The organism is Pseudomonas sp. 2,4-D (assembly GCF_030418155.1).
Classification (GTDB): Bacteria; Pseudomonadota; Gammaproteobacteria; order Pseudomonadales; family Pseudomonadaceae; genus Aquipseudomonas; species Aquipseudomonas alloputida.
This window is the reverse complement of record NZ_JAUHUI010000036.1, coordinates 16,217-32,904: the sequence shown is the minus strand read 5'-3', so window position 1 is coordinate 32,904 and position 16,688 is coordinate 16,217. Positions and strand designations below refer to the sequence as shown.

23 protein-coding genes are annotated in these 16,688 nt (G+C 61.9%); 12 read left to right on the top strand and 11 right to left on the bottom strand.

Translation table 11 applies throughout. The features are described from left to right. Positions 1-113 precede the first annotated feature (113 nt). The 4 genes from QYE47_RS21300 to recX all read left to right on the top strand — a co-directional run bounded on the left by QYE47_RS21300 (position 114) and on the right by recX (position 3,382). Entirely contained in the window at positions 114-1,181 is a 1,068-nt protein-coding gene (locus QYE47_RS21300) for a hypothetical protein (protein WP_014592125.1), read from the top strand. 55 nt (positions 1,182-1,236) lie between these two features. Continuing rightward, on the top strand, positions 1,237-1,719 hold the full coding sequence (locus tag QYE47_RS21295; protein ID WP_010952695.1) for a CinA family protein: 483 nt from the start codon (positions 1,237-1,239) through the stop codon (positions 1,717-1,719). A gap of 103 nt (positions 1,720-1,822) precedes the next feature. Further along, a complete protein-coding gene (gene recA, locus QYE47_RS21290) occupies positions 1,823-2,890 on the top strand; it encodes a recombinase RecA (RefSeq protein WP_003252365.1) in 1,068 nt (355 codons plus the stop codon). Positions 2,891-2,911: 21 nt separating this feature from the next. Beyond that, complete coding sequence (gene recX / locus QYE47_RS21285; RefSeq protein WP_019436651.1) at positions 2,912-3,382, top strand: recombination regulator RecX; 471 nt, start codon at positions 2,912-2,914, stop codon at positions 3,380-3,382. A gap of 270 nt (positions 3,383-3,652) precedes the next feature. Here recX and QYE47_RS21280 read toward each other — a convergent pair whose 3' ends face one another. Beyond that, positions 3,653-4,771 (bottom strand): LOG family protein, encoded by a 1,119-nt coding sequence (locus tag QYE47_RS21280; protein WP_019436650.1) that lies wholly within the window; start codon positions 4,769-4,771, stop codon positions 3,653-3,655. A 160-nt stretch (positions 4,772-4,931) separates the two neighbouring features. Between QYE47_RS21280 and QYE47_RS21275 the strand changes: the two genes are divergently transcribed. Next, entirely contained in the window at positions 4,932-5,141 is a 210-nt protein-coding gene (locus QYE47_RS21275; protein ID WP_012053470.1) for a hypothetical protein, read from the top strand. A gap of 14 nt (positions 5,142-5,155) precedes the next feature. On the opposite strand, the gene QYE47_RS21270 is transcribed toward QYE47_RS21275, so the two are convergent. Beyond that, on the bottom strand, positions 5,156-5,575 hold the full coding sequence (locus tag QYE47_RS21270) for a quorum-sensing-regulated virulence factor family protein (RefSeq protein WP_003252372.1): 420 nt from the start codon (positions 5,573-5,575) through the stop codon (positions 5,156-5,158). A gap of 216 nt (positions 5,576-5,791) precedes the next feature. Between QYE47_RS21270 and QYE47_RS21265 the strand changes: the two genes are divergently transcribed. The 3 genes from QYE47_RS21265 (at position 5,792) to QYE47_RS21255 (ending at position 7,771) form a co-directional block, all read left to right on the top strand. Further along, positions 5,792-6,502: a tRNA-uridine aminocarboxypropyltransferase gene (locus tag QYE47_RS21265; protein ID WP_004574842.1), complete on the top strand. Its 711-nt coding sequence runs from the start codon at positions 5,792-5,794 to the stop codon at positions 6,500-6,502. A gap of 179 nt (positions 6,503-6,681) precedes the next feature. Then, positions 6,682-7,332, top strand: a complete 651-nt coding sequence (gene erdR, locus QYE47_RS21260) for a response regulator transcription factor ErdR (RefSeq protein ID WP_010952699.1) — start codon at positions 6,682-6,684, stop codon at positions 7,330-7,332. A 73-nt stretch (positions 7,333-7,405) separates the two neighbouring features. Next, positions 7,406-7,771, top strand: coding sequence for a diacylglycerol kinase (locus QYE47_RS21255; protein WP_010952700.1), 366 nt, complete (start codon positions 7,406-7,408; stop codon positions 7,769-7,771). Here the strand turns inward: QYE47_RS21255 and finR are convergent. Continuing rightward, on the bottom strand, positions 7,768-8,694 hold the full coding sequence (finR, locus tag QYE47_RS21250) for a LysR family transcriptional regulator FinR (protein WP_003252379.1): 927 nt from the start codon (positions 8,692-8,694) through the stop codon (positions 7,768-7,770). The genes QYE47_RS21255 and finR overlap by 4 nt on opposite strands. A 117-nt stretch (positions 8,695-8,811) precedes the next feature. On the opposite strand from finR, the gene fpr reads away from it, so the two are divergent. After that, entirely contained in the window at positions 8,812-9,591 is a 780-nt protein-coding gene (fpr, locus tag QYE47_RS21245; protein ID WP_003252381.1) for a ferredoxin-NADP reductase, read from the top strand. Between the two features lie 186 nt (positions 9,592-9,777). Here fpr and QYE47_RS21240 read toward each other — a convergent pair whose 3' ends face one another. Both QYE47_RS21240 and QYE47_RS21235 read right to left on the bottom strand, forming a co-directional pair. Beyond that, a complete protein-coding gene (locus tag QYE47_RS21240) occupies positions 9,778-10,272 on the bottom strand; it encodes a SprT family zinc-dependent metalloprotease (RefSeq protein WP_003252383.1) in 495 nt (164 codons plus the stop codon). A gap of 131 nt (positions 10,273-10,403) precedes the next feature. Continuing rightward, the gene (locus QYE47_RS21235) at positions 10,404-11,003 is read right to left on the bottom strand and encodes a Yip1 family protein (RefSeq protein WP_003252385.1); all 600 of its coding nucleotides are present in this window, start codon (positions 11,001-11,003) and stop codon (positions 10,404-10,406) included. 263 nt (positions 11,004-11,266) lie between these two features. Here QYE47_RS21235 and ttcA point away from each other — a divergent pair, with 263 nt between their 5' ends. Next, a complete protein-coding gene (ttcA, locus tag QYE47_RS21230; RefSeq protein ID WP_014592121.1) occupies positions 11,267-12,091 on the top strand; it encodes a tRNA 2-thiocytidine(32) synthetase TtcA in 825 nt (274 codons plus the stop codon). 4 nt (positions 12,092-12,095) lie between these two features. Next, complete coding sequence (locus QYE47_RS21225; protein WP_014592120.1) at positions 12,096-12,767, top strand: DNA-3-methyladenine glycosylase I; 672 nt, start codon at positions 12,096-12,098, stop codon at positions 12,765-12,767. A gap of 103 nt (positions 12,768-12,870) precedes the next feature. On the opposite strand, the gene QYE47_RS21220 is transcribed toward QYE47_RS21225, so the two are convergent. From QYE47_RS21220 to arsC, 3 genes are read right to left on the bottom strand one after another with little or no spacing between them, the layout of a single operon-like run. Next, a complete protein-coding gene (locus QYE47_RS21220) occupies positions 12,871-13,284 on the bottom strand; it encodes a DUF2069 domain-containing protein (RefSeq protein WP_014592119.1) in 414 nt (137 codons plus the stop codon). After that, positions 13,277-13,882, bottom strand: coding sequence for an NAD(P)H:quinone oxidoreductase (gene wrbA / locus QYE47_RS21215; protein ID WP_014592118.1), 606 nt, complete (start codon positions 13,880-13,882; stop codon positions 13,277-13,279). The genes QYE47_RS21220 and wrbA overlap by 8 nt, the downstream gene beginning before the upstream one ends. After that, positions 13,879-14,232: an arsenate reductase (glutaredoxin) gene (gene arsC, locus QYE47_RS21210; protein ID WP_014592117.1), complete on the bottom strand. Its 354-nt coding sequence runs from the start codon at positions 14,230-14,232 to the stop codon at positions 13,879-13,881. The genes wrbA and arsC overlap by 4 nt, the downstream gene beginning before the upstream one ends. 85 nt (positions 14,233-14,317) lie before the next feature. Here arsC and QYE47_RS21205 point away from each other — a divergent pair, with 85 nt between their 5' ends. Next, positions 14,318-14,782 carry a peroxiredoxin family protein gene (locus QYE47_RS21205; RefSeq protein WP_010952706.1) on the top strand — a complete coding sequence of 155 codons (465 nt, stop codon included), beginning with the start codon at positions 14,318-14,320 and terminating at the stop codon, positions 14,780-14,782. A 35-nt stretch (positions 14,783-14,817) separates the two neighbouring features. Here the strand turns inward: QYE47_RS21205 and QYE47_RS21200 are convergent, their stop codons facing one another. The 3 genes from QYE47_RS21200 to QYE47_RS21190 are packed head-to-tail and all read right to left on the bottom strand — an operon-like array spanning position 14,818 to position 16,677. After that, a complete protein-coding gene (locus tag QYE47_RS21200; RefSeq protein WP_014592116.1) occupies positions 14,818-15,222 on the bottom strand; it encodes an META domain-containing protein in 405 nt (134 codons plus the stop codon). Further along, positions 15,219-15,656, bottom strand: a complete 438-nt coding sequence (locus tag QYE47_RS21195; protein WP_014592115.1) for a hypothetical protein — start codon at positions 15,654-15,656, stop codon at positions 15,219-15,221. Before QYE47_RS21195 ends, QYE47_RS21200 begins: the two co-directional genes overlap by 4 nt. A gap of 31 nt (positions 15,657-15,687) precedes the next feature. Next, positions 15,688-16,677 (bottom strand): 2-hydroxyacid dehydrogenase, encoded by a 990-nt coding sequence (locus tag QYE47_RS21190; RefSeq protein ID WP_070384244.1) that lies wholly within the window; start codon positions 16,675-16,677, stop codon positions 15,688-15,690. Positions 16,678-16,688: the final 11 nt, after the last annotated feature.

The following is a 16,688-nucleotide window of genomic DNA, read 5'->3' as shown; positions in this document are numbered from 1 at the left end:
GGCGCCTGCTGTGGGGCGTGCGCCTGCAGTCCGGCGGGCAATGGTGGAGCTGCGCCGCGTAACCCTCTAGAATGCGCGCCCCTCGACGAATGCCCCTAGCCGTGACCTCCACGATGAATGTGTCCAGCCCTGTCCCTTATGTAACGCAACAGTTGATCTACCTCCTTTATGGCGAGCGCCGGATCTATCAGCTGGAGGCAAAACTCAGCATCCTCACCGCCCTGGCCCGTTGCAAGCCGGCTGAGCTGCCGGTGATCCGCGTGCTTACCGACCAGCCACAGGCTTTTGCCGGCTGGCCGGTGGAAGTGATCGCACTGGACGAGCAGACCTTGCAGGCCTGGGCCGGTGACGGCGGCTACACCCATCGGCGCAAGGCCTGCGCCATTGCCCAGGCCGGGCAGTGGGCGGAAAAGACCGTGTTCATCGATACCGATACGGTATTTCTGCAGTCGCCGCAAAAGCTGTTCAGCCAGGTCGATTCCGGGCAATTCTTGGTCGACGAGGTGGAAATGAGCTGGGCCGAGGCTTCTCGCAGCAGCTATTACCGCTGCTTCATCGAGGGGCTTGTGGAGTCGGGCGAAGCACCGGCCGATGACCTGCGGCTGTGTAACAGCGGTGTGATGGGCTTTACCCGCGACAACGTTGGCATCGCCGAGCGCGCCATTGTCCGGATTGACGACTGGACGCCGTATGCTCGTGACTTGCATACGATCGAGCAGATCGCCTTTTCCTTCGAATTGCACGGCGCGCCGATCAACGAGGCGCGCGGCGTGATCAGCCATTACTTTGCGATGAAGCAGTACGTGCATGCCATTCTAGAAATCTTCTTTGCCCGGCATGGCGAGCATTTTCATTCGAAGATGCCAGGTCTGGCCCTGAAGGTGCCGGCGCATCGCCCGGTGCCCTCTTGGCTGGCGCGGCTCTCGGTGAAATGGAGCCTAAAGCATGTACCCCGGGAGCTGCGTGGCATCGGCCGCAAGTTGCTCTACGGCAGTGTGATGAATGGTGATGACTACCAGCGCGCGTGCAAGGTGGTCTGGTGGCGTTCGGCGGTCGAGGACATGCGCAAGCTGGGCGGCTTCGACTGGAGCCGGGAGTGGCCTGACGGGCTGCCGCGGCTTGGGCAGCGTGACGAACTGGCGTTCAGCGAAATCGCACGGGCCAGCCTGAAAGTTTCCTGAGCCAGAGCCCGAACCAGGGTGATAGGGTAGAGAGCCGCCTTCAAGGAGCACCCACATGGACCCGATCACCACGCTCGCCACCCGCCTGGGTGAGCACCTGCGCCGATTCAATGCGCAGGTGACTACCGCCGAATCCTGCACCGGTGGTGGCATTGCCGAAGCCATCACCCGCATACCTGGCAGCTCGGCCTGGTTCGAAGCCGGTTACGTCACCTATTCCAATGCACAGAAAACCCGCCAGCTGGGGGTGCCTGAAGCGTTGTTCGGTCAGGTGGGGGCAGTCAGCCAGGAAGTGGTCGAAGCCATGGTCCGTGGGGCTCAGGCCGCCAGTGGCGCACGCTTCGCCGTGGCGGTGAGTGGTGTGGCCGGGCCGGACGGCGGCTCGCCAGCCAAACCAGTGGGCACTGTGTGGCTGGCCTGGGGTGATGGCGACCGGGTGTTCAGCGAACGTCGGCAGTTCGACGGTGACCGCGAGGCGGTGCGCCGACAGACGGTGATCGCCGCGTTAGACGGCTTGTTACAGCTTGGTGCCGAGTAAATCGACGACAGGGGTTTGCGCGGGCGTCTGCCTGTGGAATAATACTGGCTACTTATACAGGTATTCCGGCCGTCAGGGCCAAGTCGAACACGTGAGGATTTCAATGGACGACAACAAGAAGCGCGCCTTGGCTGCGGCCCTGGGTCAGATCGAACGCCAATTCGGTAAAGGCGCGGTCATGCGCATGGGTGACCATGAGCGTCAAGGCATTCCGGCCATCTCCACCGGCTCGCTGGGCTTGGATATCGCACTGGGCATCGGCGGTCTGCCAAAAGGCCGTATCGTCGAGATCTACGGCCCGGAATCGTCGGGTAAGACCACGCTCACCCTGTCTGTCATCGCTGAAGCGCAGAAGAACGGTGCTACCTGCGCCTTCGTCGACGCCGAACATGCCCTTGACCCTGAGTACGCCGGCAAGCTGGGCGTCAACGTCGATGACCTGCTGGTTTCGCAGCCGGACACCGGTGAGCAGGCCCTTGAAATCACCGACATGCTGGTGCGTTCCAACGCGGTCGACGTGATCATTGTCGACTCCGTTGCCGCGCTGGTACCGAAGGCCGAGATCGAAGGCGAGATGGGTGACATGCATGTGGGTCTGCAGGCCCGCCTGATGTCCCAGGCACTGCGCAAGATCACCGGTAACATCAAGAACGCGAACTGCCTGGTCATCTTCATCAACCAGATCCGTATGAAGATCGGTGTGATGTTCGGCAGCCCGGAAACCACTACCGGTGGTAACGCCCTGAAGTTCTATGCTTCGGTCCGTCTGGACATCCGCCGTACCGGCGCGGTCAAGGAAGGCGACGAAGTGGTCGGCAGCGAAACCCGCGTCAAGATCGTCAAGAACAAGGTCTCGCCTCCGTTCCGTCAGGCTGAGTTCCAGATTCTTTACGGGAAAGGTATCTACCGTAACGGCGAGATCATTGATCTGGGGGTATCTCAGGGCTTGGTCGAGAAGTCCGGCGCCTGGTACGCCTACCAAGGCAACAAGATCGGTCAAGGCAAAGCCAACGCTGCCAAGTACCTGGCTGAGAACCCGGCTATTGGTGCCGAGATCGAGAAGCAGATTCGTGAAAAGTTGCTGAAAGCGGGTGCTGCTGCTGAAGCCGGCAAAGCTGCTGCTGCCGAAGCTGATGCCGATGACATGGCCGACGCTGACGCCGGTTATTGATTGCGCAGTAGATAGCCAAATATGTCTGCCGTACTCGACACCCCCGTCGCCATCCGGCGGACAGCCATGGACCTGCTCGCACGACGTGAGCACGGTCGAGTCGAGCTGACGCGCAAGTTGCGTCAGCGCGGCGCTTCGGACGAGCTGATCGAGCCTGAACTCGATCGGCTCGCCGAAGAAGGGCTGCTTAGTGAAGCCCGCTACCTTGAGAGTTTCATTCGTTATCGTTCCGGCTCTGGCTATGGCCCTGCGCGTATTCGCGAAGAGCTATGTCAGCGTGGTTTGGCGCGTGCAGATATCGACCAGGCCCTGCGTGAAAGCGAGGTAAATTGGGGCGAGCGTATGCGAGACGTGTGGCAGCGCAAGTTTGCCGGGCAGCGCCCGCAAGATCCGCGCAGCCGCGCCCAGCAGACCCGGTTCCTGGCTTACCGTGGGTTCCCTATGGACATGATCGGTCGTCTGCTCAACGGGCGTGATCTCGACGATTATTGACGCTCGAAACCACAGTGGCACGTGCCCGTAGCGGATAATCTGTTTTGCCAAATGCCCCAGGCTGTCTCCATTCCATTGTAGGAGCGGGTTCACCCGCGAATGCGGTGGCGGCTGCGACGGTGAATGATCGGGGAAATTGGGCAGCAGGCCCGGCCCTTTCGCGGGTAAACCCGCTCCTACGACGGTTTGCGTACAACAACCGATCGGGTGCAGGACCAGACAGCCTAAGGTTGATCCTGCAGGTATCACGCGAGCTGTTACAGAAAAGCATCAACTCACTTTCAGCGCCTGCCTGGCCCTCTGCGTGGTATGCATGGGTTGTGGCTTGGCCCAGTTCTCCGGCAGGTTGATGAAATCCACCAGCTCACGCAAGCGGCCCTGATCCCGGCCGTTGAAGGCGAATGACAGGCGGGTCAGGTGGCTGTAATTGCCAACTTCGTGCTCGGCGCTGCTATCCGCTTGCTGGTGATATTTGCCACTCAGGCGCAAATCGGCAAACCCTTCCTGAATGTCATACAACGCCGCCTCGCTGAGCGCATGGTGCATGCGGATCACGAACTGGCTCTTCAGCCAGCGGCTGGAGTGGTAGTTGCTGTAGAACTGGTTGATTTCTTCAACCGCCTCGTCAGCGCTGTGTACCAGGCGCACCAGCTTCAGGTCGCTGGGCAGGATGTAGCGGTTTTCTTCCAACTGGCGGCTGATGAAGTCCAGGCAGTCGTGCCAGAAGCTGCCGCCCGGCGAATCCAGCAGCACCACCGGTACCAGTGGGCTCTTGCCGGTCTGGATCAAGGTCAGTACCTCCAGCGCTTCATCCAGGGTGCCGAAGCCGCCAGGGCACAGCACCAGGCCGTCGGCCTCCTTGACGAAGAACAGCTTGCGAATGAAGAAAAAGTGGAACGGTAGTAGTTTGTCGGTACCGTTCACCGTCGGGTTGGCATGTTGTTCGAAGGGTAAGGTGATGTTGAAACCCAGGCTGTGCTCGCTGCCGGCGCCTTCGTGGGCAGCCGCCATGATGCCGCCGCCGGCGCCGGTGATAACCATCAGGTCAGAGCGCGCCAGAGTGGCGCCCAGCTCGCGGGCCAGGGCGTACATCGGATGCTCCAGCGGGGTGCGTGCCGAGCCGAACACGGTCACTTTGCGTCGGCCCTTGTAGCGCTGCAGGGTGCGGAACGACTGGTCCAGTTCGCGTAGGGCCTGCAGGGTGATCTTGGCGCTCCAGCGGTCGCTGTCGTCATGGGCCATGCGCAGGATGGTCAGCATCATGTCGCGGTAGAGCGGCAGGTTAGGGCTGTTGGGGGCAACCAGTTGCAGTTGTGCTTCGATATTGCTCAGGTCGATATTGTTGTCGCGGAAGTGGCTGAACAGCAGTTCATTCGAATGGTAAGGCATGCGACGTCTCCTTCTGCACCAATACCTCTGACCTCAATCTAGACCCTAGCGCCCGATCGTGCCGAGGTGTTCGGCGCAGCCGCCTGTCGGCCTGCGGCCATCGGCAGCACGGGTTTGGTTAACTGGTAGAGTGAAACGTGTCGATGCAGGAGGTGGCGGTATGCATCGCTTGGTCATCGAAGTGGACTGGCAGCTCTACCAGCAGCTGGAGAACGCGGCCCAGGTGCATCACCTGAGCCTTGAAGCCGAGTGCCGCCGCAGGCTGTCGGGGCTGGAGTGTCGGTCGCGATACTTGCAGGCGCTGTTGGCGGAGATGCGCGCCGATGCCGTTGAAGGGCGCTGGCGCGCTCATGAGGACGAAAAGGCGTAGCGTTGACGCTGTGCTTACTTCTTCTTGTTGCCGGCCACGCAGCTGGCGTTGTCGAAGGCCTGGTCCATGACTGGCTGGTTGGTCTTGTAGACCGTGAAGCGGTAGACCATGACGGCGCCCTTGGACATCAGGTTGCGAAAGCCGTTGTTGCGGCACACGCTGTCGCCGAGCTGGCTGCGCACCTGCTCAGGGTTGGCCTGCATGCGCGCTGCGTGGCTCTGGCGTACGCTCAGATGGTTGACCAGTGCCTTGCCTTCAACGGTGTAACCCTGATCGAGAATGTCCTCGTTGATTGCGCGTGGGGTGCCGACGCTGCTCTCTTTGGCGACCTTCTGCAGCAGGGTGTTCAGGTCGTAATCCTGCTTGGATGCCGCCTGTGCTGCCAGAGGCAGGGCGAGCAGCAGGCTCAGGGCGGGGGCGATAAGGCGCAGCATGAATCTCTCCTGGTTCGATGACTGGCGCTTTGACATGCGCGGGTCAACGGCGTTCCGTAAAATTGCGCGTGGCGAGGACCGGCACGGTAGAAACCCGATTATAAGGAGCGCATTGCCGGCTGCACAGCAATTGCCACCTGTTCTGGTAGACTGGCCGCCTTGTTTTCTCCGAGTCATCCTTGTGCCCATTTTCAATCTGTCCAGAGGCCTGCCGGCATGAGCCATGCGGTAGCGCGTCTGCGCGCCGAACGCCTGGCCCGCAGCAACAAGCCTTTCATCGCCCGTGGCTCGCGTGCCGAGCGTTGCCCGGATTGCCGGGTCATCGCCACCCATTGCCTGTGTGCCTGGAAGCCTAGGGTGCAGGCTGACGCAGGTGTGTGCCTGCTGATGCACGACACCGAGCCGCTGAAACCCACCAACACCGGCTGGTTGATTGCCGACCTGATTGAAGACACCTGGGCCTTCGGCTGGTTGCGTACTGCGGTTGACGAGCGCCTGCTGGCCTTGCTCGATGACCCGCGCTGGCAGCCCTATATCGTTTTTCCGGGCGAGTTCGTTGCCCAGGAGCGGGTGGTCAGCGAGGTGGTGCGTGAGCCGGGCAAGCGTCCATTGTTCATCCTGCTGGATGCCACCTGGACCGAAGCGCGCAAGATGTTCCGCAAAAGCCCGTACCTGGACCGCTTCCCGGTGTTGAGCCTGCAAGCCGAGCAGATGTCGCGCTACCGCCTGCGGCGCTCCAAGCGCGATGATCATTTCTGTACGGCAGAAGTTGCGGCCATGTGCCTGGACCTTGCTGGCGATAGCCAGGCTTCGCAGGCGCTGGATGCCTATCTGGATGTGTTCAGCCTGCATTACCTGAGCGGCAAGCGGCGGCTGCCGCTTGACGAGCAGGACGACACCCACCAGCGTTTGCATACCTTCCTATAGTCCAAGGGGCACAACCCCTGCTTTGGTTCATAATGACGGAGCTGGCAGCCAGGGCGGGCGAGACGGCAGGGCGATTGGCTTGATCACCCTTGACCGTGCTCGGCCTCCTTGGCGCCGATTCCCCGCCGGGCGCTTCCCTTCCACTCGAGTGCCTGGCACAGAACAGGATCCTTAGATCGATGGCCACATACGAAATCCTGATTGCCGATGACCACCCACTGTTCCGTGGCGCCCTGCGCCAGGCCGTTACCCTCGGGCTTGGCTCCGATGTGCGTCTGGTCGAAGTCGCAAGCATTGCCGAACTGGAAACCCGCCTGAGCGAAAAAGCCGACTGGGACCTGGTGCTGCTGGACTTGAACATGCCGGGTGCCTACGGTTTTTCCGGTCTGGTGCTGCTCCGCGGGCAGTACCCGCAGATCCCCGTGGTGATGGTTTCGGCGCAGGAAGAGGCCGCCGTGGTGGTCAAGTCCCGCGAGTTCGGCGCCAGTGGTTTCATTCCCAAGTCCAGCACCCTGGAAGTGATCCAGGATGCGGTGCGCAAGGTGCTTGATGGCGAGGTCTGGTGGCCGCCGCAGGCGTTCGAAAAGGTCGATGTTTCGGCCGAGGCCAAGGCCGCCAGCGAAGGCTTGGCCAGCCTCACGCCGCAGCAGTTCCGCGTACTGACCATGGTCTGCGAAGGCTTGCTGAACAAGCAGATCGCCTATGAGCTGAGCGTGTCGGAAGCGACCATCAAGGCCCACGTGACCGCGATCTTCCGTAAACTGGGCGTGCGTACCCGGACCCAGGCTGCACTGCTGCTGCAACAACTTGAATCGGTTGCCAGCAACTGACTGCGTGTGGCTTCACGCTTTTTTGACCCGAGCCGGTCTAGTCTGCTGGCCTTTCTGCTGTGAAGTGACTCAGATGACATCGCCATTCAAGGGCCAGACCGGCCTCAAACGCATCTTCAACGCCGCTGGCTACTCGCTGGACGGCCTGCGTGCAGCCTTCAAGGGCGAGGCCGCATTCCGCCAGCTGGTGCTGCTCAACGTGCTGCTGATCCCGATCGCCTTCTGGCTGCCGGTCAGCCGCGCCGAGCGGGCCATCATGATCGCCGTCTGCCTGCTGGGGCTGATCGTCGAGCTGTTCAACTCGGCGGTGGAGGCGGCCATCGATCGCATTTCGCTGGAGCGCCACCCGTTGTCGAAAAATGCCAAGGACATGGGCAGCGCCGCACAGCTGGTGGCCCTGACCATGGTGGCGCTGGTGTGGGGTGTGATCCTGCTTTAAGCGATCGGTGGCAGCACGATCTCGTCACTGCGGGTAAAGCCGGCAGTGAAGTTGCGACATAGCTCGAGAAACTCACGCATGGCCGAGGTCTGGTACTTCTGTTTGTGCCAGATGAAGTAGAACTGGCGCAGCAGGTCCAGCTCCGGTGTTTCCACAGGTACCAGGCTGCCACGGCGGAAGGCGTCGCGCAGGGCCAGGCGTGAAATGCAACCGATGCCCAGGCCCGACTCCACCGCGCGCTTGATCGCTTCGGTGTGCTCCAGCTCCAGGCGAATATTGAGGTTGGCGCGGTGATGGCGCATGGCCTGGTCGAAGGTCAGGCGCGTGCCTGAGCCTTGTTCGCGCAGGATCCACGCCTCCTGCGAAAGGCTTTCGATATCGGCGCGGCCCAGTTTCGCCAGTGGGTGCTGTGGCGCACAGAACACCACCAGTTCGTCCTCGACCCACGGCTGAACTTCCAGGTCGGGGTGATTGCAGTCACCTTCGATTAGACCCAGATCAATTTCGTAGTGCGCGACCTGTTGCACGATATGCGCAGTATTTTGAACATGCAGTTTTACCTGGCTTTCCGGGTGTGTCTGCATGTAGTTGCCGATCAGCAGGGTGGCCAGGTAGTTGCCGATGGTGAGCGTGGCGCCGACCGCCAGCGAGCCGAAACCGGATTTGCCGTTGAGCAGGTCTTCGATTTCCTTGGCCTGGTCAAGCAGGGCTACTGCTTGTGGCAGCAATTGATGGCCCAGGGCATTGAGGGCCAGGCGTTTGCCGGCACGGTCGAACAGCTGGCAGCTCGATTGCCGCTCCAGTTCCGTGATAGAGGTACTGGCGGCCGACTGCGACAGCGCCAACAGGCTGGCGGCCCGAGAGACGCTTTGGTGCTGGGCGACGGCGACGAAGACTTGCATTTGACGGAGTGTGAATCGCATATCGATATAACCGATAACACATATCTTGATAATCCAGTTAACAGATATTGTCGCTGCCCCTAAACTATTGCGCAACTGTGCGCTTTACGCGCGCGTTTTTCTTCAGGAGCCCCATCGATGAGCAACATGAACCACGAACGTGTCCTCAGTGTGCACCACTGGAACGACACCCTGTTCAGCTTCAAGTGCACCCGCGACCCGGGCCTGCGCTTCGAGAACGGTCAGTTCGTGATGATCGGCCTGCAGCAGGACAACGGCCGTCCGCTCATGCGTGCCTACTCCATCGCTTCGCCAAACTGGGAAGAGCACCTTGAATTCTTCAGCATCAAGGTGCCGGACGGCCCGCTGACCTCGCAGCTGCAGCACCTGAAGGAAGGCGATGAGATCATTATCAGCAAGAAGCCTACCGGCACCCTGGTACTCGACGACCTGAATCCTGGCAAGCACCTGTACCTGCTGAGCACCGGCACTGGCCTGGCGCCGTTCATGAGCGTCATCCAGGACCCGGAAACCTACGAGCGCTTTGAAAAAGTGATCCTGGTGCACGGCGTGCGCTACGTGAACGAAGTGGCCTACCGCGAGTTCATCACCGAGCACCTGCCGCAGAACGAGTTCTTCGGTGAGTCGGTTCGCGACAAGCTGATCTACTACCCGACCGTGACCCGCGAGCCGTTCGAAAACCAGGGCCGTCTGACCGACCTGATGCGCAGCGGCAAGCTGTTCAGCGACATCGGCCTGCCGCCGATCAACCCGCAAGACGACCGCGCGATGATCTGCGGCAGCCCGAGCATGCTCGACGAGACCAGCGAAGTGCTGGACAGCTTCGGCCTGAAGATCTCCCCGCGCATGCGCGAGCCGGGTGACTACCTGATCGAGCGTGCCTTCGTCGAGAAGTAAGGCGCAGGCGGATAGAGGAAGGCGACCTTCGGGTCGCCTTTCTTATGCCTGGGATTTGTGCATTGCCTGTTCTGGCCCTTTCGCGGGTAAACCCGCTCCTACGGGGGGCGTGCAATTCTCGAGACGTGCGCTGCACCTGTAGGAGCGGGCTTGCCCGCGAAAGGGCCGGTGCAGGCGACCCCCGATCTATTCGACCCGCGTCTCGCCGCTGTACACCAGGATTTCCCGGCACCGCTTGCACAGGTATCGCCGCCCTTGGTGCACCAGCTTGTGCCGCTGCGCGGTAAACGGGAAGTCGCTTTGCGGGCACGGGCAGCGGTAGATGTAGCGGGTCACTGCGCGCCGTTGCACGTCATAGTTGTGGCAACGATTGGGCGGCAGTTCATACACCCCGCGCATGATCAACTGCCACTCTTCACCATGGGCCTGGATGCGGTCGCCAAACAGCTGGTGGGCAACCAGGTGTGCCACTTCATGGGCCACGGTCTGGCGCAGGAAGTCTTCCTGGTTTTCGCGGTAGAGCTGCAGGTTGAAGCGCAGCAGATTCTCGTGCAGGTGGGCGACGCCGGCTTTTTGCCCGCGCAGTTTGAAGCTGACTTCGGGGCGCGGGAAGCGGCGTTTGAAAAAGGCTTCGGCTTGCTGGTAACAGGTTTCGACGCGTTGTTTGAGCTGCTCGGGCATGGCGGGGCGGTTCTCCTGACCAGGCATTATGCCGCAAGCGCAGGTGGCTTGCCGAGTCACCGGTCAGCGCACAGCCAGAGGCCGCCTTGCGGCGGCCCCTGGTTGATGCCCCAGTGTTGGTTCGGTCTGTTCTAGTTGGTGTAGACGGGCCCCACGCCCAGTCCCCAGATAATCACGGTAGCGGCCATGATAGCCACCAGTACCACCAAGCCCACTGCCAGCACCGAGCTGGAGAACAGGAAGCCTTCATCCGACGGTATGTTCATGAACGTCGGCAAGCCGACATACAGCAGGTACACCGTGTAGCAGATGGCGGCAGTGCCGATCAGCATGCCCAGCCACAGGTGCGGGTAGAGCGCCGCCAGGCCGCCGATGAACAAGGGGGTGGCGGTGTAGGTGGCAAAAGCGATGCATTGCGCCATGGACGGGTTGGCATCGTAGGTGCGGGCCATCCAGTGGATGAACGCGCCCATTACCGCCACCCCGGCGAGCATGGCCAGGTAGGACATGATGCTCATCCAGATTGCGCTTTCCATGGTCAGCATCACTGCTGGCCTGTCACCGATCACCCAGCCCACCTGGGTAGTGCCGATAAACGCCGAAACGGCCGGAATCGCCGCGAGGATCAGGGTGTGTGTCAGGTACATGTGGCTGATGGTTTCTTCTTCGCCACGAATCTCCCGCCATTCCTGATCGGGATGGGTAAACAGCCCCACAACGTGATGAATCATGCCGATCACTCCTCTCAATGTTGCCAAACGCCCCCCAATATGGAGCGTAAGCGGCCCGAGGCCCTAACACCGATGCAAGCGGTAATGTGGCCTTATGTCGCAGTATAGGAAGCCGTTACCTACATAAACCGCGCTTTTTAGAGCAAATTGCGCTGTAAGCCGTGCTGTTGATTACAATGAAGTCTTTATCGGAATGCCTACAGCGGCGTCGCGTTTGTGCGTAAAATAGCCGGCTTTTGTCACACCTCGCGGATCCAAGCGCTATGGGCACCCTCTCGGTCAACCAGAACAAACTGCAAAAACGCCTGCGTCGTCTCGCTGGCGAAGCCATCACCGACTACAACATGATCGAGGATGGCGACAAGGTCATGGTCTGCCTGTCCGGCGGCAAGGACAGCTACACCATGCTCGACGTTCTGTTGCACCTGCAGAAGGTGGCACCGATCACGTTCGAGATCGTTGCGGTGAACATGGACCAGAAACAGCCGGGCTTCCCTGAGCACGTACTGCCGGCTTACCTCAAGGAACTGGGGGTCGAGTACCACATCGTCGAGAAGGATACGTACTCGGTGGTAAAGGAACTGGTACCCGAAGGCAAGACGACTTGCTCGCTGTGTTCGCGCCTGCGCCGCGGTACCCTGTACACCTTCGCTGACGAAATCGGCGCTACCAAGATGGCGCTGGGACACCACCGCGACGACATCGTCGAAACCTTCTTCCTCAACATGTTCTTCAACGGCGCGCTCAAGGGCATGCCGCCGAAGCTGCGCGCCGACGATGGCCGCAACGTGGTGATCCGCCCGCTGGCCTACTGCAGCGAGAAGGACATCCAGGCCTACTCGGACATGAAGGAATTTCCGATCATCCCGTGCAACCTGTGCGGCTCGCAGGAAAACCTGCAGCGTCAGGTGGTCAAGGACATGCTGGTGGAGTGGGAACGCAAGCACCCGGGCCGTACCGAGAGCATCTTCCGTGCCCTGCAGAACGTGGCACCGTCGCAGCTGGCCGACCGGAACCTGTTTGACTTCACCAGCCTGAAGATCGACGAAAACGCTACCCCGCGTTTCCTCGACGTGCTGAACATCTGAGCCCATGCGCGATTACCAGTGGTTGCATGAGTACTGCCTGAACCGCTTTGGTTCGGCCCAGGCGCTGGAGGCTTTCCTGCCGCAGCCGCGCACGCCGGCGCAACTGCGTGACATCAGTGACGACCGCTACCTGTCGACACTGGCCCTGCGCGTGTTCCGCGCGGGGCTCAAGCACAGCCTGGTGGATGCCAAGTGGCCGGCGTTCGAGCAGGTGTTCTTTGGCTTCGACCCGGAGAAAGTGGTGCTGATGGGCGCCGAGCATCTGGAGCGGTTGATGCAGGATGAGCGCATTATCCGCCACCTGGGCAAGCTCAAGAGCGTGCCGCGCAATGCGCAAATGTTGCTGGATATCGCCAAGGTGCATGGCAGTTTTGGAGCATTCATCGCCGACTGGCCAGTGACCGACATTGTCGGCTTGTGGAAGTACCTGGCCAAGCACGGCAACCAGTTGGGCGGGTTGTCGGCGCCACGGTTCTTGCGCATGGTCGGCAAAGACACGTTCATCCCGACCGATGACATGGCAGCGGCGTTGATTGCGCAGAAGGTGATCGACAAGCAGCCCACCAGCCAGCGCGACCTGGCTCTGGTGCAGCAGGCGTTCAACCAGTGGCATGCAGAGAGCGGGCGGCCGCTGTGCCAGTTGTCGGTGATGCTGGCGCATACCGTCAACCATTGAGTCTTGTGTTGCTTCCATTCGCGGGCACGCCCGCTCCCACAGGTACCGAACAGGCCTTGAGTGCGGTGCGATTCCTGTGGCAGCGGGCATGCCCGCGAAAAATCTAACTGCCTTCGCCCGCCATGCGCCGCTCATGCTGGAACTTCCAGCGCACGTACAGTAACCCGGCAATGAACAGCCCCAGGCTCACTAGCACTTCAAGCCAGCCGAATACCGCCCGCGCAGGGTCGAACGCCGCCAGCACGCCCTTGATGAAATAGATATTCACCACGAAGCAGGTCCAGGCATGCGCCCGGGCGCTGCCTTTCAGCATGCCTGGCAGCAGCAACAGCAACGGCACCAGCTCGATCGCCAGGATCACCTCGACCCTGGCCCCATGCAGGTTGGCGAACCACAGGTTGTTTACCACCAGCAGGGCGATCAGGCCGAAGAAGCATGCCAGGCTCAATGCCCGCGTCAGGCGCAGGCGTGGTACCAGCCATTGGAGCGGCGGCAATGCCTTGGGCTTTCTAGCCACGCGCCGCCTCCAGGGCCTTGGCCGTGGTCGCCAGGCGTTGGCCCAGGGCGCGGCACAGGGTGATTTCGTGTGGGTCGAGTTCGCGCTTGCCATCGGCGCCTGCGTGGTGGCTGGCGCCATAAGGCGTGCCGCCACCACGGGTCTCGAGCAGTGCCGACTCGCTGTAGGGCAGGCCCATCACCAGCATGCCGTGGTGCATCAACGGCAGCATCATCGACAGCAGGGTGGTTTCCTGGCCGCCGTGCAGGCTGGCGGTGGAGGTGAACACGCCAGCCGGCTTGCCGACCAGCTCACCACCTAGCCAAAGGCTGCTGGTGCCATCGAGGAAATACTTGAGTGGCGCTGCCATGTTGCCGAACCGGGTCGGGCTGCCCAGTACCAGGCCAGCGCAGTGGCGCAGGTCATCAAGGGTGGCGTACAGCGCGCCACTGGCCGGAATATCCGGGGCCACCGCTTCGCATTCGGTGGAAATAGCCGGCACCGTGCGCAGACGCGCCTCCATGCCGGCCAGCTCGATGCCGCGGGCGATGTGCCGGGCCATTTCGCTGGTCGCGCCATGGCGGCTGTAATACAGCACCAGGATGTAGGGCGCGCTCACGGCAGGATCTCCAGCACTTTTTCCGGCGGGCGACCGACCACGGCCTTGTCACCGGCAACCAGGATCGGCCGCTCGATCAGTTTGGGGTGCTGGGCCATGGCCTCGATCAGTTGCGCGTCGGTCAGTGCCGGGTCGGCCAGGTTCAGCGCTTTGTATTCGTCCTCGCCGCTGCGCAGCAACTGACGCGGGGCGATGCCCAGCTTGCCGAGCAGGGCCTTGAGGGTGTCCGCGTCGGGCGGGGTTTCCAGGTAGCGCACGATGGTCGGGGCCAGGCCGCGGGCTTCGAGCAGTTCCAGGGCGCCGCGGGATTTCGAGCAGCGCGGGTTATGATAGAGCGTGAGGTCAGTCATGTCGGGTCGCATCCAGCTGGGTGTGGCGGCTATTCTAACCGCAGCGACTGACCAATTTGCTTTAAAACTCGAGAAGGATTGACCCATGGCAAGGCGTCTGGCAGCAGTACTGGCCATCACCGCGAGCCTGTTGCTCGGTGGTTGCGGTGCCGATTACGGCGTGGACCAACACGGTAATACGGTTAAGGCCGAACAGATCGAAGGGCACTGGCTGGTGCTCAACTACTGGGCTGAATGGTGCGGACCGTGCCGTACCGAAATCCCGGAACTGAACGCGGCGGCCAAGCAATGGGCGGCTGATGGCGTCAAGGTGGTGGGGGTGAACTTCGATGGCCTGCAGGGGCAGGACCTGAAGCAGGCTGCCGAAACCCTGGGTATCGGTTTCACCGTGCTTGCCCAGGACCCGGCCGAGCGCTATGACCTGCCGCGCAGCGAGGCATTGCCGGTGACCTACATCATCGACGACAAGGGCAAGGTGCGTGAGCAGTTGATGGGCGAGCAGACCCTGGAAGGGTTGCAGGCCAAGATCAAGGCCCTGAAAGGCGCCTGATGCATTCGGGGCCGCTTTCGCGGCCCCGGCAATCCTCAGCCTTCCTCGGGCCAGAAGCGCAGCGGCTTGCCTTCGGCTGGCCAGAAGCGCATCTGCCCCACCGGTGACACATCCCAACGCTCTACTGTTTCCAGCGCCTGCAGGAAGCGTTTTTCCTGTTCCATCAGCGCGGGTGCGCACAGCTTGCGGGTCTTGCCGACCTTGCCGAAGCTCAGGTGCTCGCCATCGAGCGTGTAAGGCGCAAACCAGTGGTTGCAGCCGCCGTTGCCATAGGCTCGGCCGTCGCTGGCCAGGGTCAAGGTCAGGTGGCTGTAGTCGATCAGTGGTCGTTCACCAATCCACTCCAGCACGTAGCTGCGTTCCTGCTGCAGCCTGGAAGGTTCCGTGGCGCAGCCGAGCAGGCCGGTTGCAATCAGCACGCCGGTCAGCAGATTCTTCACTCGGCGCTCTCCTGGCAACGCGGGCACAGGTGTTTTTCGCCACGGCTGGCCCAGCCCAGCTCTGCGATACGGGCGCTGGCAGCCGGTTGACGAGCTGCCTTGCCGAGCTTGGCGTCTACTGCGAACTCGAAGCCCAGCACCGCATCGCAGCGATCGCACTCGACCTGCCAAGTGAGGATTTCCAGCTCGTTGAACACCGGGCCGCTCGCCACAGCCACCCACTGGCCGCGTGGGTTGATCAGGTGGCGCACGCTTTCCACGGTCAGGCGCATGGACAAATCCTTGCTGCCCTTGAGCGTGACCAGCAGGCTGTCGCCTTTTTGCATCGAACCGCCGTTGCCCGTGACCTGATAGCGGCCCGGCACCAAAGCGCGGCACTCGATCAGGGTGTGTTGCGGGTTGAAAAGGGTGTAGCGAAAATCGTGTTCGACCATGGGTCCTCCAGAAATGCCGCGTATCCTAGCATTAACCCATCACCAGGTTCTGTGGATTGCCTGCCGCCCAGCGGTTGATGTTGTCCAGTGTGGTTGCGGCAATGGCATCCAGCGCCTCGCGGGTGAGGAAAGCCTGGTGAGCGGTGATGATCACGTTGGGGAAGGTCAGCAGCCGAGCCAGCACATCGTCTTGCAAGGGCAGGTCAGAGCGGTCCTCGAAGAACAGTTGGGCCTCTTCCTCGTAGACGTCCAGGCCCAGGTAGCCAAGCTGGCCGCTTTTCAGTGCGTCGATCAGCGCCGGTGTGTCGACCAGCGCACCGCGACCGGTGTTGATCAGCATGGCGCCGGGCTGCAACTGGGCCAGGCTTTGCGCGTTGATCAGGTGGCGAGTGTGCTCGGTCAGTGGGCAGTGCAGGCTGATGATGCGGGCTTCGCGCAACAGCTCGGGCAGGGGCATGTAGCGGGCGCCAAGGGCCAGCAGCTCTGGGTTGGGGTAGGGGTCGTACGCCAGCAGCTGGCAGCCGAAACCGGCCATGATGCGAGCGAAGGCGGCCCCGATCTGGCCGGTACCGACCACCCCGACGGTTTTGCCGTGCAGGTCGAAGCCGGTCAGCCCGTGCAGGGTGAAGTCACCTTCGCGGGTGCGGTTATAGGCCCGATGCAGGCGCCGGTTGAGTGCCAGGATGAGCGCCACGGCGTGCTCGGCAACGGCGTGTGGCGAGTAGGCCGGCACCCGCACCACGGCCAGCCCCAAGCGCTGTGCGGCGGCCAGGTCGACGTGGTTGTAGCCGGCCGAGCGCAGGGCGATCAACCGCGTGCCGGCTGCGGCCAGGCGCTGCAGCACCGGCGCGTCGAGTTCGTCATTGATGAAGGCGCAGACCACCTCAAAGCCATCTGCCAGGGCGGCGGTGTCGAGGGTCAGGCGGGCGGGCTGGAAATGCAGCTCCAAGGGGGTGCCGCTGGCAGCCTTGGTGAAGCTTTCCTGATCGTAGTGCTGGCTGCTGAACAACAGGGCGCGCATGGTCGAACTCC

Bases quoted from the DNA above. Each gene is read 5' to 3' on its own strand.
- QYE47_RS21300 (WP_014592125.1), top strand. From the start codon at position 114: ATGAATGTGTCCAGCCCTGTCCCTTATGTAACGCAACAGTTGATCTAC.
- QYE47_RS21295 (WP_010952695.1), top strand. From the start codon at position 1,237: ATGGACCCGATCACCACGCTCGCCACCCGCCTGGGTGAGCACCTGCGC.
- recA (WP_003252365.1), top strand. From the start codon at position 1,823: ATGGACGACAACAAGAAGCGCGCCTTGGCTGCGGCCCTGGGTCAGATC.
- recX (WP_019436651.1), top strand. From the start codon at position 2,912: ATGTCTGCCGTACTCGACACCCCCGTCGCCATCCGGCGGACAGCCATG.
- QYE47_RS21280 (WP_019436650.1), bottom strand. From the start codon at position 4,771: ATGCCTTACCATTCGAATGAACTGCTGTTCAGCCACTTCCGCGACAAC.
- QYE47_RS21275 (WP_012053470.1), top strand. From the start codon at position 4,932: ATGCATCGCTTGGTCATCGAAGTGGACTGGCAGCTCTACCAGCAGCTG.
- QYE47_RS21270 (WP_003252372.1), bottom strand. From the start codon at position 5,575: ATGCTGCGCCTTATCGCCCCCGCCCTGAGCCTGCTGCTCGCCCTGCCT.
- QYE47_RS21265 (WP_004574842.1), top strand. From the start codon at position 5,792: ATGAGCCATGCGGTAGCGCGTCTGCGCGCCGAACGCCTGGCCCGCAGC.
- erdR (WP_010952699.1), top strand. From the start codon at position 6,682: ATGGCCACATACGAAATCCTGATTGCCGATGACCACCCACTGTTCCGT.
- QYE47_RS21255 (WP_010952700.1), top strand. From the start codon at position 7,406: ATGACATCGCCATTCAAGGGCCAGACCGGCCTCAAACGCATCTTCAAC.
- finR (WP_003252379.1), bottom strand. From the start codon at position 8,694: ATGCGATTCACACTCCGTCAAATGCAAGTCTTCGTCGCCGTCGCCCAG.
- fpr (WP_003252381.1), top strand. From the start codon at position 8,812: ATGAGCAACATGAACCACGAACGTGTCCTCAGTGTGCACCACTGGAAC.
- QYE47_RS21240 (WP_003252383.1), bottom strand. From the start codon at position 10,272: ATGCCCGAGCAGCTCAAACAACGCGTCGAAACCTGTTACCAGCAAGCC.
- QYE47_RS21235 (WP_003252385.1), bottom strand. From the start codon at position 11,003: ATGATTCATCACGTTGTGGGGCTGTTTACCCATCCCGATCAGGAATGG.
- ttcA (WP_014592121.1), top strand. From the start codon at position 11,267: ATGGGCACCCTCTCGGTCAACCAGAACAAACTGCAAAAACGCCTGCGT.
- QYE47_RS21225 (WP_014592120.1), top strand. From the start codon at position 12,096: ATGCGCGATTACCAGTGGTTGCATGAGTACTGCCTGAACCGCTTTGGT.
- arsC (WP_014592117.1), bottom strand. From the start codon at position 14,232: ATGACTGACCTCACGCTCTATCATAACCCGCGCTGCTCGAAATCCCGC.
- QYE47_RS21205 (WP_010952706.1), top strand. From the start codon at position 14,318: ATGGCAAGGCGTCTGGCAGCAGTACTGGCCATCACCGCGAGCCTGTTG.
- QYE47_RS21195 (WP_014592115.1), bottom strand. From the start codon at position 15,656: ATGGTCGAACACGATTTTCGCTACACCCTTTTCAACCCGCAACACACC.
- QYE47_RS21190 (WP_070384244.1), bottom strand. From the start codon at position 16,677: ATGCGCGCCCTGTTGTTCAGCAGCCAGCACTACGATCAGGAAAGCTTC.